Here is a 14,322-nt window from a genome sequence, read left to right on the forward strand (position 1 = left end):
TCGGGCGACCGACGAGAGGACGGTCTCTCCGTATGTGGTTGACGCGATTTTCCATCAAGCGCCCGATCATCGTTGCCATGCTGTTCATCGCGATCGCGGCGTACGGCATCGCGTCGTATTTCGCGCTCGGCAAGAACTCGCAGCCGAACGTGAATTTCCCCGTCGTCGTCGTGATCGCCAACTATCCGGGCGCGTCGCCGGCCGAGATGGAGCGGCTGGTGGTCAAGCCGATCGAAGACCAGATCGACGGCATCGAGCACCTCGACGAGATGACCGCGACGGCCCAGGAAGGCTCCGCGGTCGTGGTCGTGCAGTTCAAGCTCGGGACCGACCTCGATTTCGCGGCCATCGACGTGCAGCGCCGCGTCGACACGGCGCGCGTGTACATGCCGACCGACCTCGATCCGCCGGTGGTGCAGAAGAACGGTGCCGACGCACCGGTGGTGACCTACGCCGTCGACTCGAAGACGCTCAACGCGTCGGCGCTGGCCGACCTGCTGAACAACAGCGTCGAGTCCGACATCCGTCACATCCCGACCGTGCAGAGCGTCGACCTCGAAGGCGCCGCGGTGCGCGAGTTCGACGTCGACGCCGACCCGCTGCGTCTGATGGGCGCGGGCGCGACCCTCTCCGACGTCTTCAACGCGATCCAGCAGAACAACAGCAACCTCCCGGGCGGGCGCGTCGACGCGCCGACGGTCGAGACCGCGGTCTCGGTGCACGCCGAGATCAACTCGGCCGCCGACATCGCCGCGCTGCCGCTGCCGATCACGACCGGGCTGCTCGTCCAGGGCAGCACGCTCAAGATCGGCGACGTCGCGACCGTCACCGACACGCACCAGGAGCAGCGCCTGATCTCGCACATGAACGGCCATCCCGGGCTGATCATGGACGTCAACCGCACCATCAGCTCCGACGAGGTCGGCAGCACCAAGATCGTGCGCGACGGGATGATCGGGATCGAGAAGAAGTACCCGCAAGTCGAGTTCCACGAGCTGTTCGCGCCGGCCGACTACACCCAAGCCTCGCTCAACGGCGTCAACCAGTCGCTGATCGAGGGGATCGTCCTCACCGCGATCGTGCTGATGCTCTTCCTGCACGCCTGGCGCAACGCGCTGGTGGTGATGGTCGCCATCCCCGCCTCGCTGTTCGCGACCTTCATCGTGATGCGGCTGCTGAACCTCACGCTGGACAACATCTCGCTGATGGGGCTCTCGCTCACCATCGGGATCCTGGTCGACGACTCGATCGTCGTGCTCGAGAACATCACCCGACATCGAGACCTGGGTCAGGCGCCGGTCGACGCCGCGATCAGCGGACGCACCGAGATCGGCGGCGCGGCGATCGCGATCACGCTGGTCGACGTCGTCGTCTTCCTGCCGCTGGCGTTCCTGTCGGGCTTCGTCGGCCAGTACCTGCGCGAGTTCGGCATCGTCGTCACGGTCGCGACGCTGTTCTCGCTGTTCGTCTCGTTCACGCTGACGCCGGTGCTGGCCGCCAAGTGGTCGGTGCTCAAGCGCTCGAGCGCGCCGCCGCCGTACCTGATCTGGTTCCAGGCCGGCTTCGAACGCCTCACGGCCTGGTACAAGGAGCGCGCGCTGCCGGTGGCGCTGCGCCATCGCTGGCTGATCTTCTGGATGAGCGGTGTCGCGGTCCTCAACGCGTTCAGCCTGCCGGCCGGTCCGGCCGCGATGGCCGTCTTCGCGGTGGCCGATCTCGCGATCGCGCTGGTCGTCGTCGGCGGCTGGATGATCGTCGGGCGCGTCTTCGACGGCCGGCTGATCTCCTCGCGCGTGTTGCTTGCGATCGTTGCCGGCTTGGCCGCGCTCGTCACGCTCGCGTTGACGCTGGGCGGCCTCGCGCAGCACGCCATGCCGCTGGTGGTCGTCAGCGGACTCCTCACGCTCGCGTTCGCTGCTCTCGCGTTTCTGGTCGGCTCGGGTCGCCGCCGGATCAGCGGCGGAATCCACGTCGCCTTCCACCAGGGCGGCTCGAACGCGAGCGTCGCGGGCTTGGTCGGCATCGCGGCCGTGCTGTTCGTGCTCTCGATGACCCAGAGCTCGGTGCAATCCGAGTTCGTTCCCGACGCGAAGACCGGGCAAATCCACGGTGACCTGACGTATCCCGTCGGCACGCCGCTGGCGATCACCGAGCGCGCGCTGGTGCGGATCGAACGCGCGGTGCTGGCCGACGAGCCGGGCGAGATCGACACCGTGCGCACCTACGCGGGCAGCAAGCCGGACGGCTGGGGCGAGACCGACGGCGGTTTCACCGGCAACTTCAACATCACGCTGCGCAAGGACAAGCGCCGCGATCAAGACGTCGTGGTCGCGAAGCTGCGCCAGATCCTGCCCGCGCTGGCGCCGGGGGCCGAAGTGACGGTCTCCGGCCGCGGCGGCGGCGGCAGCGGTTTGCCGATCTCGTATACGCTCTCGGGGCCGCCCGACCAGATCGGCGTGGCGGCCGACAAGCTCGCGGCCTACATCCGCTCGCTGCCGGGCACCGTCAACGTGCAGACCGGTGCCGAGCTCGACGCACCGCACCTGACCGTTCGCGTCGATCCGGCGCGGGCCGCGGTCCTGGGCGTCTCGCCGGGTGCGGCGGCCGCGGTGGCGCGCGCGGCCGTCGGCGGCGTCGTGGCCACCAAAGTGCGCACCTGGAACGGGCTGGTCAACGTCCTCTTGCAGTACCCGATCAAGGATCGCAACTCGATCGCCGAGATCGAGCGCATCCCGGTGCGCTCGAACGACGGCACGACCATGGTCCCGCTCAGCCGCGTCGCGACCTTCACCTGGGACCGTGCGCCCACCAAGATCGAGCACGTCGACAAACAGGTCATCGTGCGCGTCAACGGTGACATCGATCACGACAAGACCACGCTCGGCGCGGTGACCAGCAAGATCGACGCGCAGCTCAAGGTACCGGGCTTCCTGCCGACCGGCGTGACGACCGGCCTCGAGGGCGACACCAAGTTCTTCAAAGAGTTCACCGACTCGATGACGTTCGCGCTGATCACCTCGATCTTGCTGATCTACTGCTTGATGGTGATCTTGTACGGTTCGTTCTTGACGCCGTTCGTGATCATGTTCTCGATCCCGGTCGCCATCATCGGTGCGCTGCTCGCCCTCGCGATCACCCACCAGACGTTCAACATCTTCTCGTCGATCGGCATGGTGATGCTGTTCGGGCTGGTGGCGAAGAACGGCATCCTGCTGGTCGACTACGCCAACACGCTGATCAAACGCGGCTTGACCTTCGCGGAAGCGATCGTCGCCTCGGGCGGCACTCGCTTGCGGCCGATCATGATGACCACCTCCGCCATGGTGTTCGGCATGCTGCCGCTGGCGCTCGGTCGCACCGAAGGAGCGGAGTTTCGCCAATCGATGGGCGTCGTGCTGATCGGAGGGTTGCTCTCCTCGCTCTTCCTCACGCTGTTCCTCGTGCCGGCGACCTACGTCACCGCCAATCGCTTGGCGGAATGGCTGCGCTCCGGCCGTCACGCGGAAGACACGCAAGCGGACGAACGTCCGGCGCGAGACGACGGCCCCTCGCTTCCGCGTGTGCCGGCCGGTGCGTTCAACGATTAAAAACAGATAGAAACGACGAAGCGCACGCGCATCGAATCCGGCCCTACGGGTAAACGCCCTTCCGTCATCATCTGACGGAGGAGCCTTCCCCGATGCCATTTCCCACCACAGCTGCGCGGCTGACTGCGGTCGCGACGGCCGCCGTGCTCGCCACGGGCCTCGTGCTGCCGGCCTTCGCGCAAGACGACGGCGGTCCGGTCAGCGTCACGGTCAACGGAAATCCCGTCCAACTGACCCCGCCGCCGACCGAACGCGCCGGCCGCGTTTTCGTGCCACTGCGCGGCGTGTTCGAGAACCTCGGCGCGACGGTCGTCTACGCGAACGGTCAGATCAACGCGAGCGATCACCGTCATACCATCTCGTTGCACGTCGGTTCGACCGACGCCGTCGTCGACGGTCAGCAGCAGACGCTCGACGTCGCGCCGTTCATCATCGGCGCGTCGACCTACGTGCCGCTGCGCTTTATCTCGCAAGCGCTCGGCGCGCGCGTGAATTGGGATAACTCGAACCGCGTCGTCGCGATCGCGATGGCCGGACCGGGCCCGGGTCCCAACGGACCGCCGCCCGAAGTCGTGCGTCCCAACCCCGACCAGAACGCCAACGTCAGCCCGGTGCGCCTGACCGATCAGCTGCCGCGCCCAGACACGACGGTGCGCGCCGAGCGTCCGACCGTGCAGGCGACCTTCGTCGACGGCAACGTCGATCCGAACGCCGTCAAGGTGTTCTTCGACGGGCGTGACGTGACGAGCACCGCGTACGTTTCGGGCCACGGCATCACCTACACGCCGGCCTCGCCGGTGCCGTCGGGCTCGCACGAAGTGCGCGTCGTCGGCGTCGACCGCGCCGGAGCGCGCTTCGAGCGCTCGTGGCACTTCCAGATCGGTGACCGGACGGTGGGCGAAGTCGCCCCCCGGCCGATCGCCATCGTCGGCGTCTCGCCGGCTCCCGACCAGTCCGTCCCGGGCGCGTTTCGCGTCCGGGGCCGGACGGCTCCCGGCGCGACCGTGACGATTCAGGTCGGGCTCACCCCGCGTGAGGCGGATTTCCTGGCCGCGCACGGCGACGAAGCCGGCAACGACAACGTCCAGAACACCGTCACCGCCGGTCCGGACGGCGTCTTCGACTCACCGGTCGACTCCGGCGCACCGCCCGGCAGCCTCCTGGGGATTCAGATCAGTGCGATCGATCCGGCCACCGGTGGCCACGCCGACCCGGTCCGCTACGTGGTCCACGTCCACTAGGACTCAGGCGGTTTTCTCGACCCACGCGATCGCGCGCGCGAGGATCTCCGGTTGGCGCTCTGCCCACAGCGCGAGCCCCGCGCTCGAGGTCGCCGCATAGACGAAGACCTCGGACGGGGGTCCGGCGACGCTGGTGAACGCGCCGGCTGACTCCGCCGAGACCGCGTCGTCGCCGCCGTAGAGCAGGTAGCACGAGCGCGGCGCGAAGGCGCCGGCGCCGCCGAGCGCCCGCGCGCGGGCCTCGTCGAGCGAGATGCAGACCGTGGTGACCCCGCCCCAGCCGCGGCCGGCGCCCGCATAGGCCAAATCGGCGCCGAATCCCGCCCCGATCAGCGCGACCCGCCCGGCTTCGTGTTTGGGCTGGCGAGCGGCGAACGCGACGGCGGCGCGAACGTCGGCGGGATGCACGTGCGAGGAGGTCAAGTCGAACGGGTCGGCTTTGAGCAGGGCGTGGCGCATGTCTTGTCTCACCGATTCGCCGTGGCCGCGCAGATCGAAGCTCAACACGTTCCAGCCGCGGGTACGGAACAGCGGCAGGTACGGATCCCAGCCGTGCCGGTCGCCGTCCGCGTCGTGCACGAGGATCGCCGTCAACCCGCTCTCGGCGTGACTTTCGACGTACGTGCCGCGAATGTGCACGCTGTCTTCGGTGAGGAAAGTCACGGAACGTCCCACGTGCAACGGCCCGTGCGTCATACCGCGTGAGTTCCGGCGCAGGCGTGCAGCGGCCTCCTCGGGTCGTCTTGGTAACCGGCGGAGCGGGCGGGTTGGGACGCGGACTCGTCGTCGCGGCGGCGCAAGCCGGCGACCGCGTCGCGTTCACCCATCGGCCGGGCGGCACGCCGCCCGACGCGACGCTCGCGTCGGCGCGGCCGTTCGACCCGAACGTGCTCGCGCTGCCCGCCGATCACCTCGATCCCGCCACCGCGGCGCGGGTCGTCGCCGCGGTGGAAGCCGCGCGCGGGCCGATCGACGTGCTCGTCCACGCGGTCGGGCCGATCGTCGTCAAACCGTTCGCGCGCTCGACGCCCCGCGACTACGAGGCAATGCTGGCCGGAAACCTCGGTTCGGCCGTCGCGCTGGCGTTCGCCGTCCTTCCCGGGATGCGCGAGCGGCGCTTCGGGCGACTGATTTTCTTCGGAATGAATGGTTCGCAGGTCACGCAACCGGCCAAGAACATGGCGCTCTACGCCGCGGCGAAGGCCGCGGTGGTGACGTTTGCACGTACGCTGGCGTTGGAAGAGGCGGCGTTCGGCATCACGGTCAACGTCATCGAGCCCGGTGATATCCGGGACAAGCATGCGGATCGCGCGGCGGCGCGAGCGATCGCGGCGACCAATCCGACCGGGCATGCGGGCTCGTGGGAAGACGTCGCGGCCGCCGTGCGTTTCGCGACCGACGAGGCGAACGGATTTCTCAACGGCATGGTCATCGGCGTCAACGGTGGGCTCACGGAGGCCCACGAGTGAAGCTCAAGTACGCGACGTGGATCATCGTCGCGTTGGTCACCGTGCTGCGCGCGATCGCGGCGGCCAAGGTGCCGCTGACCGGCGACGAGGCCTACTACTGGGAGTGGAGCAAGCACCTCGCGCTCGGCTACGCCGACCATCCGCCGATGGTCGCCTACTTGATCTTGCCGTTCGTGTGGTCGACCGCGAACCCGTTCTGGATCCGCTTCTTGTTCCTGGTCTGCGGCGTCGTCGCGACGCTGGCGGCGGCGGCGACCGCGCGCCGGCTGGCCGGCGACGAACGCGCGGGCCTGGTGACGGCGCTGGCGATGACGCTGGCGCCGATGTGCTCGGTGCTTTCGGTGATGGCGACGCCGGACGGTCCGCTGATGGCCGGTTGGGCGACGTGCTTGTATTTCACCGTGCGCGCCGACCAGACGCGCGCGCGTCGCGACTTCGCGCTGCTGGGGTTGGCGATCGCGTTCGCGCTGCTCTCGAAGATGTTCGCCTGGGCGCTGGTCGCCGGCATCGTCGCGTGGTCGCTCGCGCCCGCACGGCGGCCGCTGTGGCGGCAGGGCCTGGGCATCTCGTTCGGGATCGCGTTCGTGCTGCTGGTGCCGTTTCTGGCCTGGAACGCGACGCACCACTGGGTCACCTTCGCCTTCGCGTTCCAGCAGCGCCACGTTCCGCAGCCCTCGCTGATCCGGCCGCTGACGTATCTGGTCGCGTGCGCCGGCGCGTACTCGCCGGGACTCTTGATCGCCGCGCTGTTCGTGGCCGCGCGTCCGCGCAACGCGCTGGTCGGCTGGACCGCGATCCCGCTGACCGCCCTGCTGCTGCTGCTCAACTTCCACGAGCGCATCGAGCTGCACTGGATCATCGGCCCGTACGTCTCGCTCTCGGTCGGCATGGGGCTGGCGCTGCTCCCGCTGGCGCAACGCACGCGCGTGCTGTGGGCCAGCGCCGCCGCGGTGCCGGCGCTGGTGCTGGTGCCGCTGCTGTTCATCGCCGCCGCGTTTCCCGGTCCGCTCTACGAGCAGTTCCGCAAGACCGGCTCGACGCTGCGCAACGACGGGCCGTTCGAGATCTTCACCTATTGGCCGCTGGCGCAAGACGTGCGCCGCATGGCCGACGCGAACGACGCCATCGTCGTCACCGACGGCTACGGCTTCTCCTCGCAGATGGACTACGAAGCGGGGATCGCGCCGGTGTTCATCGGCTACAACGCGCAAGGCCAGGAGGCCAAGCGCTGGTACGATCCCGACATGCACCCGGCGCGCATCCTGTTTCTCGACAAAGAGGCGTTGGTGCCGACGCCGGGCCGGCCCGAGACCTATCCCGGCCGGCCCGATTTCGCGCGCCGGCTCGCCGCCGCGTGCGGCGCGGTGCGACCCGGTCCGGAGCTCGAGTACTCGTACACGGATCCGACCGGACACAACGTCCCGGCGCGGCGTTACTTCGTGACCTGGTGTGACGCTCCGCGCCCCGACGCGTTGCGCATCTTGCGCTGGGACGTACCGCTGCCGCCCCAGCGTCGTCGGTCACGGCCGCGGCAAAGCCGTAGCGGACTTCGTCAGGCGGGAGCGGCATCGAAGACCCGGCGCGCGATCGCGAGCGCCGTATTCGCCGTCGGCCATCCCGAATAGAACGCCAGGTGCGTGATCAGGGCGACGATCTCTTCGCGGGTGACGCCGTTCTCGAGCGCGCGCTGCAGATGGAACGGCAGCTCGTTGACCCGATAGAGGGCGACGAGTGCCGCGACGGTGATGAGGCTGCGGTCACGAAGGCCGAGCTCCGGGCGCCGCCACACGTCGCCGAAGAGCACCTTGTCCGTGTATTCCGCCAGCGCGGGGGCGAGGTCGCCGAAGGACGCCCGCGCGGCAGTCGGTTCGTCAGCCATGATATTGCTCGTCGGAGACCTTCTCGAGCCAATCGACGTTGCGCCCGTCGAGCGTCTCTTGGATCGCGATGTGCGTCATCGCGGTCGTCGGGCCGGCGCCGTGCCAATGCTTCTCGCCCGGTTCGATGATCACCACGTCGCCGGGCCGGATCTCCTCGACCGGACCGCCCCAGCGCTGCACCCGACCGCAGCCGGCGGTGACGATCAAGCGCTGCCCGAGCGGATGCGTGTGCCACGCGGAGCGCGCGCAGGGCTCGAAGGTGACGGCGCCCGCGCTCACACGCGACGGATCCGCGACCGCGAACAGCGGATCGATCCGTACGCTGCCGGTGAAATTCTCTTGCGGCCCCGCGGCCGACGGTTGTGCGCCGGGATGCTGAACGTTCACGATCTGGCCTCCTAGTGCACCGTGTACCCGCCGTCGACCACCAACGCGTGACCGACGACGAGGCTTGCCGCGGAGCTGCACAGCCACAGGACCGCGTCGGCGATCTCCTCGGGGCGGCCGAGCCTGCCGATCGGAACCTGCGTCAGCATCGCCGCGAGCGCCTCGGTCTGGCCGGCGGCCTTCATGCGATCGCTCATCGGCGTGTCGATCATCCCGGGGCAGATCGCGTTGACGCGGATTCCCTTGGCCGCGTATTCGAGCGCCGCGCTCGTCGTGAGCCCGATGACGCCGTACTTCGCGGCGTGATACGTTCCGCGCCCCGCGCCGCCGACGATGCCGCCGATCGACGAGCAGTTGACGATCGCGCCGCCGCCCTGCCGCAGCATCTGCTGCAGCTCGAACTTCATGCAGCTCCAGACGCCGCGCAGATTGACGGCCGTCACGCGATCGAAATCCTCGCGAGTGGCGTCGGCGGTGTCGGCGAGGACGTTTTGGATCCCGGCGTTGTTGTAGGCGGCGTCGAGCCGCCCGAAGGTGGCCACCGTGCGCTCGATCATCGCCGCGACCTGGGCGTCGTCCGTCACGTCGCAGCGAATCGCGAGCGCGCGGTGATCGCGGGCGGCGAGCTCGTCGGCGGCCGAGCGAACCGCCGCCTCGTCGACGTCCGCCAGCACGACGGCGGCGCCGGCTTGCGCGAACGCCTTCGCCGTCGCGAGCCCGAGCCCGGAACCGGCGCCGGTGACGAGCGCGACCTGATTGTCGAATGAGATGTTCATCGCCGCCAGTCTACGGCGGCGGGACGGCCGGAGAAACAGACTCTCGGAACGTACCTTCGGCAGTGTACGGATGAGCGATCACGAGCGGCGATCCGAGCTGCGGCGCTTCCTCAAAGACCGGCGAGCGCGTATCAGCCCGGCCGAAGCCGGGCTACCCCCGACCGGTCGTCGCCGCGTTCCCGGCTTGCGCCGTGAAGAGGTGGCGAGCCTCGCGGGGATCGGCGTATCGTGGTACACGGCCCTGGAGAGCGGCGACGCCGCGGGCGTCTCGGAAGAGACGGTCCTGGCCATCTCCGAAGCGCTGCGGCTCTCGCCCTCGGAGCGCACCTACTTGCTCACGCTGACCGGACGCTTGCCGGTCGCGGACGAGCAGGCGAGCGGGCCGCGCGCGCTCCTCACGGAGACGATGCGCGCGCTCGCGTTTCCGGCCTACATCATCACGGCCTCGTGGGACGTGGTCGCGTGCAACGACGCGTTTCGCCTCGTCTGGGGCATCGAGGAACGCGAGCTTCCCTTCAATGCGGTCGAGCGGTTGTTCATGGAACCGGCCGCACGTCGCATGCACGGGAAGTATTTCGTGGACAACGTCGCGCCGATCGTCGCGATGGTACGTTCGGCCGTCGGGCGGCGTCCGCACCTCGACACCCTGCAGCGCCTGCGCGCGAAGCTCGTCGCCGACCCGGAGACCCTGCCGCTGTGGAATGCCTACGAAGTGAGAGATCCGCTCGTCCCGAACCGGGCGACGATCGAATCTCCGCTCGGCCGGTTCAGCTACGAGGCGCTGACCTTGGCGAATCCCGGCGAAACATCGGGACTGGTCGTGCACGTCCCCGACAGCGAAGGGCGCGCTCTCTTGGCGCGCGCGGCACGCGGCGATGAGTCGGTAGACGGGAGGCCCTCATACCGGCGCGAATGACGGCGCTTCGTGAGCGACCACCGCCAGTTTGCGCTGCCCGGCGCCCGCCCCCAGTACGGCCCCGATCGGGTGGTCGACGTTTTGCACATCGACCTGCACCTGCGGCCGGACTTGGAGCGCCACCGGCTCGACGGCATCTGCACGACCACCGTGCGGGCGATCGAGGACGGCGTCTCGCGGCTCGTGCTCGACGCCGTCGATCTGCGCGTGCACGACGTGCGCCGGCCCGACGGCGGCGGCATCGCGTACCGTTCGACCAGCGAGACGCTCGAGCTCTCGCTCGACCCGCCCCTCCACGCCGGCGACGAGATCGTCTTCGCGGTCGATTACAGCGTCGAGGAACCGCGGCGCGGGCTCTATTTCATCGACACCGAACCCAAGCACGTCTGGACGCAGAGCCAAGACTCCGACGCGCGTTTCTGGTTCCCGTGCTTCGATCACCCGGCCGAGAAGCAGACCACCTCGGCGACGATCGTCGTCCCGGCCGATCACTTCGCGCTCTCGAACGGCAAGCTGCTCTCGCGCACGCAGGCCGCCGGCCTGGCCACCTATCGCTACGAGCAGGACGTTCCGCACTCGACCTACCTGGTGACGATGGTGGCGGGGACGTTCAGCGTCATCGATCAGGTGCACGCGCGCATCCCGGTCGCGTACATGGTCGTGCCGGGACGCGAAGCCGACGGCGAGCGCGCGTTCGGCAACACGCCGCGCATGATCGACGTGTTCGAGCGGACCATCGGCGTTCCGTATCCGTATGCGCGCTACTCGCAAATCGCGGTCGCCGAGTTCATCTTCGGCGGGATGGAAAACACCACCGCGACGACGCAGACCGATCGCGTCCTGCACGACGAGCGCGCGCATCTCGACTATTCGGCTGACTACCTGGCCTCGCACGAGCTGGCGCACCAGTGGTTCGGCGACCTGATCACCTGCCGCGACTGGTCGCAGGCGTGGCTCAACGAAGGCTTCGCGACGTACTTCGAAGCGGTCTGGCTCGAAGCCGACAAGGGCTGGGACGAGTACCTCTACGACATCTACTCGATCGTCGGCCGTTATCTCGACGAGGACGCCGAACGCTATCGGCGCCCGATCGTCTGCAACGTCTATCGCGATCCCATCGAGCTGTTCGACCGTCATCTGTACGAGAAGGGCGGCGCGGTGCTGCACCAGCTGCGCGGCGAGCTGGGCTGGGAACGCATGAAGCGCTCGCTGCAGCGCTACGTCAGCGACAACGCCGGCCGCAACGTCGAGACGATCGACCTGGTGCGCGCGATCGAGCGCGAGACCGGACGCAACTTGCGCGCGTTCTTCGCGCAATGGGTCGAGCGAGCGGGGCATCCGGAGATCGAGGTCGCGTACCGCTGGGACGCGCAGCGTTCCGTCGCGCTGCTGACGGTCTCCCAGAAGCAGACCGTCGACGACGCGCACCCCGCCTACGACTTCTCGCTCGAGGTCGGTTTCGTCGCCGACGCGCCGGCGCGCATCGCGACCGATGCCGGGCCCGACTCGTTGCCGGGCGAGACGCGGGTGCGGCTGCAGGTCGAGCGCAGCACCCAGGTCTTCGCGATCCCGCTGCCGCGCGAACCGGGCCTGGTCCGCGTCGATCCGTCGGGCTGGCTGCTGGGCGCGTGGACGTGGTCGCTCGGCACCGACGCGCACGCGACCGTGCTGCGCAGCGATCCTTCGCCGCTGGCGCGCATTCGCGCGGCCAAGGCGCTGGCGAAAGACGGCAACCTGGTCGCGCGCGAGGCGTTGGCGCACGCGCTCCGGCACGATCCGTTCTGGGGCGTCGGCGTCGAAGTCGCAGCCGCGCTCGGAAGCTCGCGCGCGCCGTCGGGCCGCACGACGCTGCTGAGCTGCGTCGACCATCCGCATCCGAAGGTGCGGCGCGCGATCGCCGAGGCGCTGGGCGCCTGGCGCGAGCCCGACGCGGCCGACGGACTGTTGGGACTGCGCGAGGATCCGTCGTACCTGGTCGTCGCGGCGGCGCTGCACGCGCTGGGCCGCACGCGCGATCCGCGGGCCTACGACGCGCTCGTCGACGGTTTGACGACGCCGTCGTGGAACGAGACGATCGCGGCCGGAGCGGCGCGCGGCTTGGGCGCGCTGGCGGACGCGCGCGCGCTCCCGCTGCTGATCGAAGCGTTGGCGCCCGACCGGCCCGAAGCGTTGCGGCGCGCGGCCGTCGGCGCGATCGCGCAGCTCGGCACGCTCGTCGAGTCGACGCGCACGGCGGCCGTCGACGCCGTCGAACGGGCGCTCGAGGACCGGCTCTATCTGGTGCGCATGTCGGCCTATGCCGCCGCCGAGCGGCTCGCCGACGCGCGCCTGTTGGACACGCTCGACCGCCTGGCCGGGAGCGAGAACGACGGACGCCTGCGGCGCGACGCGGCCGAGGCCGCGGTCCGCGTGCGCGAAGCGCAGAAGACGCCGGCCGAGGTCGCGCAGCTGCGCGAGGAACTCGACCGGCTGCGCTCCGACGCGCAGGCGCTGCGCGAACGGCTCGACGCGCTCGAACCGCGGTGAGCCGCACCGTGCTCAAGCTCGCCGTCGCGTTCGCGCTGGCGGCGCTGACGGCGTGTGCCCAACCGGCGCCCGAAGCGTCACCCTCGCCCGCACCCGTGCCCGCGGCCGCCACGATCGCGACGGTGCCGCACGCACCCGCGTGGAGCGCGAGCGACGTGCGCGCGCTCGACGCGCAATTGCAGCGCGTGCTCGCACCCTCGGCGCTCGCCACTAGCGGCGTCGCGATCGTCGACGCCGCCGGACGCCCGCTGTTCGAGCGGCGCGAGCGCGTGCCGGTGGCGCCGGCCTCGACCTTCAAGCTGCTGGTCGCGACCACCGCGCTGACCGTGCTCGGGCCCGACTACCGCTTCACCACCATGCTCGAGAGCGAGGACGATCCGGTCGACGGCATCGTCCGTGGCGCGCTGTACCTGGTGGGCGGCGGCGATCCGACGCTCACGCGCGACGACCTGCGGGCCGGCGTCGGCGCGCTGGCGCGCGCCGGCATTCACGCGGTCGACGGCAGTTTGGTCGCCGACGCCAGCTCGTTCGCGGGACCCGAAGTCAACCCGGCCTGGGATCCCGACGACCTGCACTATGCCTACGGCGCGGGGACCAGCGCGCTCTCGCTCGATCAAGGCACGGTCGAGTTCCGCCTCACCCCGGGCGTCGTGGGCGGCCCCGCGCACATCAGCGTCCTGCCGCCCTCGAGCGCGGTGCACGTCAGCGGTGGCCTGTTGACCGGCTACACGACCGACCTGAGCATCCAGCGCGACCCGTTCCGCAACGACTTCACCGTCTCGGGCCGCGTCGCGGCGCGCGCGCCGCAGTCGTTCTTCCAACCGATCACGGACCTGGCGCAGTACGCGGGCGAGGTCGCTGCGGCGATGCTGCACGCGCGCGACATCGCGCTCGACGGGCCGGTGCGCACGGGGATCGCGCCGCTGGCCGGCGACGTGCTCTGGCGGCACCACTCGGCCCCGCTGCGCGCGATCGTGCACGACATGCTGTTCGACTCGAACAACCACTTCGCCGAGCAGCTGCTGCGCACGGTCGGCGAGACGCGCGGCGGCGGCACCGTGGCGAGCGGTGCGGTCGTCGAGCGCGCCATCCTCACCCGCGACGGCGTGCCGCAGCCGGGCTTGCACATCGTCGACGGCAGCGGTCTGGCGCCCAGCGACCGGGTCGCGCCGATCACGCTCGCCACGCTGTTGGCGCGCGCGACCTACGAACCCGTCGGCGCGGTGCTCTACGACGATCTGCCGCGCGTCGGGATCGAGGGAACGGTGCGCTATCGCGACGTCACCGACGCGCTCGGGCGCTCGCGCGCGAAGAGCGGCCACATCTCGGGCGTCAACGCGCTGGCCGGCTACGTCGAGACGCGCAGGCACGGCCGGGTCAGCTTCGCGATCGTGGTCAACGACCGGCGAGCCGACGCGGGCCCGGTCGATCGCGGGATCGACCAGGCCTTGGATCTGCTGGCGCGCAGTTAGCGCGCCGGCGGGCCGGACCGACGGATCGGCCGCCTAGCACGGCACCCGACCGGCTCCTGCAGGTCCGC

Annotated in this window: 11 protein-coding genes; 7 read left to right on the forward strand and 4 right to left on the reverse strand. The window is 69.8% G+C overall.

Going from position 1 to position 14,322, the window contains the following annotated elements; all coding sequences use genetic code 11:
- The first annotated feature begins 32 nt into the window (after positions 1–32).
- Positions 33–3,587, forward strand: coding sequence for an efflux RND transporter permease subunit (locus VMD91_13910; GenBank protein ID HTW85159.1), 3,555 nt, complete (start codon positions 33–35; stop codon positions 3,585–3,587).
- A gap of 92 nt (positions 3,588–3,679) precedes the next feature.
- On the forward strand, positions 3,680–4,828 hold the full coding sequence (locus VMD91_13915; GenBank protein HTW85160.1) for a stalk domain-containing protein: 1,149 nt from the start codon (positions 3,680–3,682) through the stop codon (positions 4,826–4,828).
- Between the two features lie 3 nt (positions 4,829–4,831).
- Here VMD91_13915 and VMD91_13920 read toward each other — a convergent pair whose 3' ends face one another.
- Positions 4,832–5,491: a hypothetical protein gene (locus VMD91_13920; protein HTW85161.1), complete on the reverse strand. Its 660-nt coding sequence runs from the start codon at positions 5,489–5,491 to the stop codon at positions 4,832–4,834.
- 56 nt (positions 5,492–5,547) lie between these two features.
- On the opposite strand from VMD91_13920, the gene VMD91_13925 reads away from it, so the two are divergent.
- Together VMD91_13925 and VMD91_13930 are read left to right on the forward strand one after the other, a co-directional pair.
- Positions 5,548–6,297 carry an SDR family oxidoreductase gene (locus VMD91_13925; GenBank protein HTW85162.1) on the forward strand — a complete coding sequence of 250 codons (750 nt, stop codon included), beginning with the start codon at positions 5,548–5,550 and terminating at the stop codon, positions 6,295–6,297.
- Positions 6,294–7,922, forward strand: a complete 1,629-nt coding sequence (locus VMD91_13930; GenBank protein ID HTW85163.1) for a glycosyltransferase family 39 protein — start codon at positions 6,294–6,296, stop codon at positions 7,920–7,922. Before VMD91_13925 ends, VMD91_13930 begins: the two co-directional genes overlap by 4 nt.
- Here the strand turns inward: VMD91_13930 and VMD91_13935 are convergent.
- The 3 genes from VMD91_13935 to VMD91_13945 are packed head-to-tail and all read right to left on the reverse strand — an operon-like array spanning position 7,850 to position 9,340.
- Positions 7,850–8,176: a carboxymuconolactone decarboxylase family protein gene (locus VMD91_13935; GenBank protein HTW85164.1), complete on the reverse strand. Its 327-nt coding sequence runs from the start codon at positions 8,174–8,176 to the stop codon at positions 7,850–7,852. The two genes, VMD91_13930 and VMD91_13935, sit on opposite strands and share 73 nt — an antisense overlap.
- Complete coding sequence (locus VMD91_13940) at positions 8,169–8,564, reverse strand: cupin domain-containing protein (protein ID HTW85165.1); 396 nt, start codon at positions 8,562–8,564, stop codon at positions 8,169–8,171. Before VMD91_13940 ends, VMD91_13935 begins: the two co-directional genes overlap by 8 nt.
- A gap of 11 nt (positions 8,565–8,575) precedes the next feature.
- Positions 8,576–9,340 (reverse strand): glucose 1-dehydrogenase, encoded by a 765-nt coding sequence (locus tag VMD91_13945; GenBank protein ID HTW85166.1) that lies wholly within the window; start codon positions 9,338–9,340, stop codon positions 8,576–8,578.
- A 70-nt stretch (positions 9,341–9,410) separates the two neighbouring features.
- Here VMD91_13945 and VMD91_13950 point away from each other — a divergent pair, with 70 nt between their 5' ends.
- The 3 genes from VMD91_13950 to dacB are packed head-to-tail and all read left to right on the forward strand — an operon-like array spanning position 9,411 to position 14,254.
- Positions 9,411–10,256, forward strand: a complete 846-nt coding sequence (locus VMD91_13950) for a helix-turn-helix domain-containing protein (GenBank protein HTW85167.1) — start codon at positions 9,411–9,413, stop codon at positions 10,254–10,256.
- Between the two features lie 9 nt (positions 10,257–10,265).
- Positions 10,266–12,782: a M1 family aminopeptidase gene (locus tag VMD91_13955; protein HTW85168.1), complete on the forward strand. Its 2,517-nt coding sequence runs from the start codon at positions 10,266–10,268 to the stop codon at positions 12,780–12,782.
- Positions 12,779–14,254: a D-alanyl-D-alanine carboxypeptidase/D-alanyl-D-alanine-endopeptidase gene (gene dacB / locus VMD91_13960; protein ID HTW85169.1), complete on the forward strand. Its 1,476-nt coding sequence runs from the start codon at positions 12,779–12,781 to the stop codon at positions 14,252–14,254. The genes VMD91_13955 and dacB overlap by 4 nt, the downstream gene beginning before the upstream one ends.
- Positions 14,255–14,322: the final 68 nt, after the last annotated feature.

It is taken from the genome of Candidatus Sulfotelmatobacter sp. (genome assembly GCA_035504415.1).
In the GTDB taxonomy this organism is placed as follows: domain Bacteria; phylum Vulcanimicrobiota; class Vulcanimicrobiia; order Vulcanimicrobiales; family Vulcanimicrobiaceae; genus Vulcanimicrobium.

Bases quoted from the DNA above. Each gene is read 5' to 3' on its own strand.
- VMD91_13910 (HTW85159.1), top strand. From the start codon at position 33: ATGTGGTTGACGCGATTTTCCATCAAGCGCCCGATCATCGTTGCCATG.
- VMD91_13915 (HTW85160.1), top strand. From the start codon at position 3,680: ATGCCATTTCCCACCACAGCTGCGCGGCTGACTGCGGTCGCGACGGCC.
- VMD91_13935 (HTW85164.1), bottom strand. From the start codon at position 8,176: ATGGCTGACGAACCGACTGCCGCGCGGGCGTCCTTCGGCGACCTCGCC.
- VMD91_13945 (HTW85166.1), bottom strand. From the start codon at position 9,340: ATGAACATCTCATTCGACAATCAGGTCGCGCTCGTCACCGGCGCCGGT.
- VMD91_13950 (HTW85167.1), top strand. From the start codon at position 9,411: ATGAGCGATCACGAGCGGCGATCCGAGCTGCGGCGCTTCCTCAAAGAC.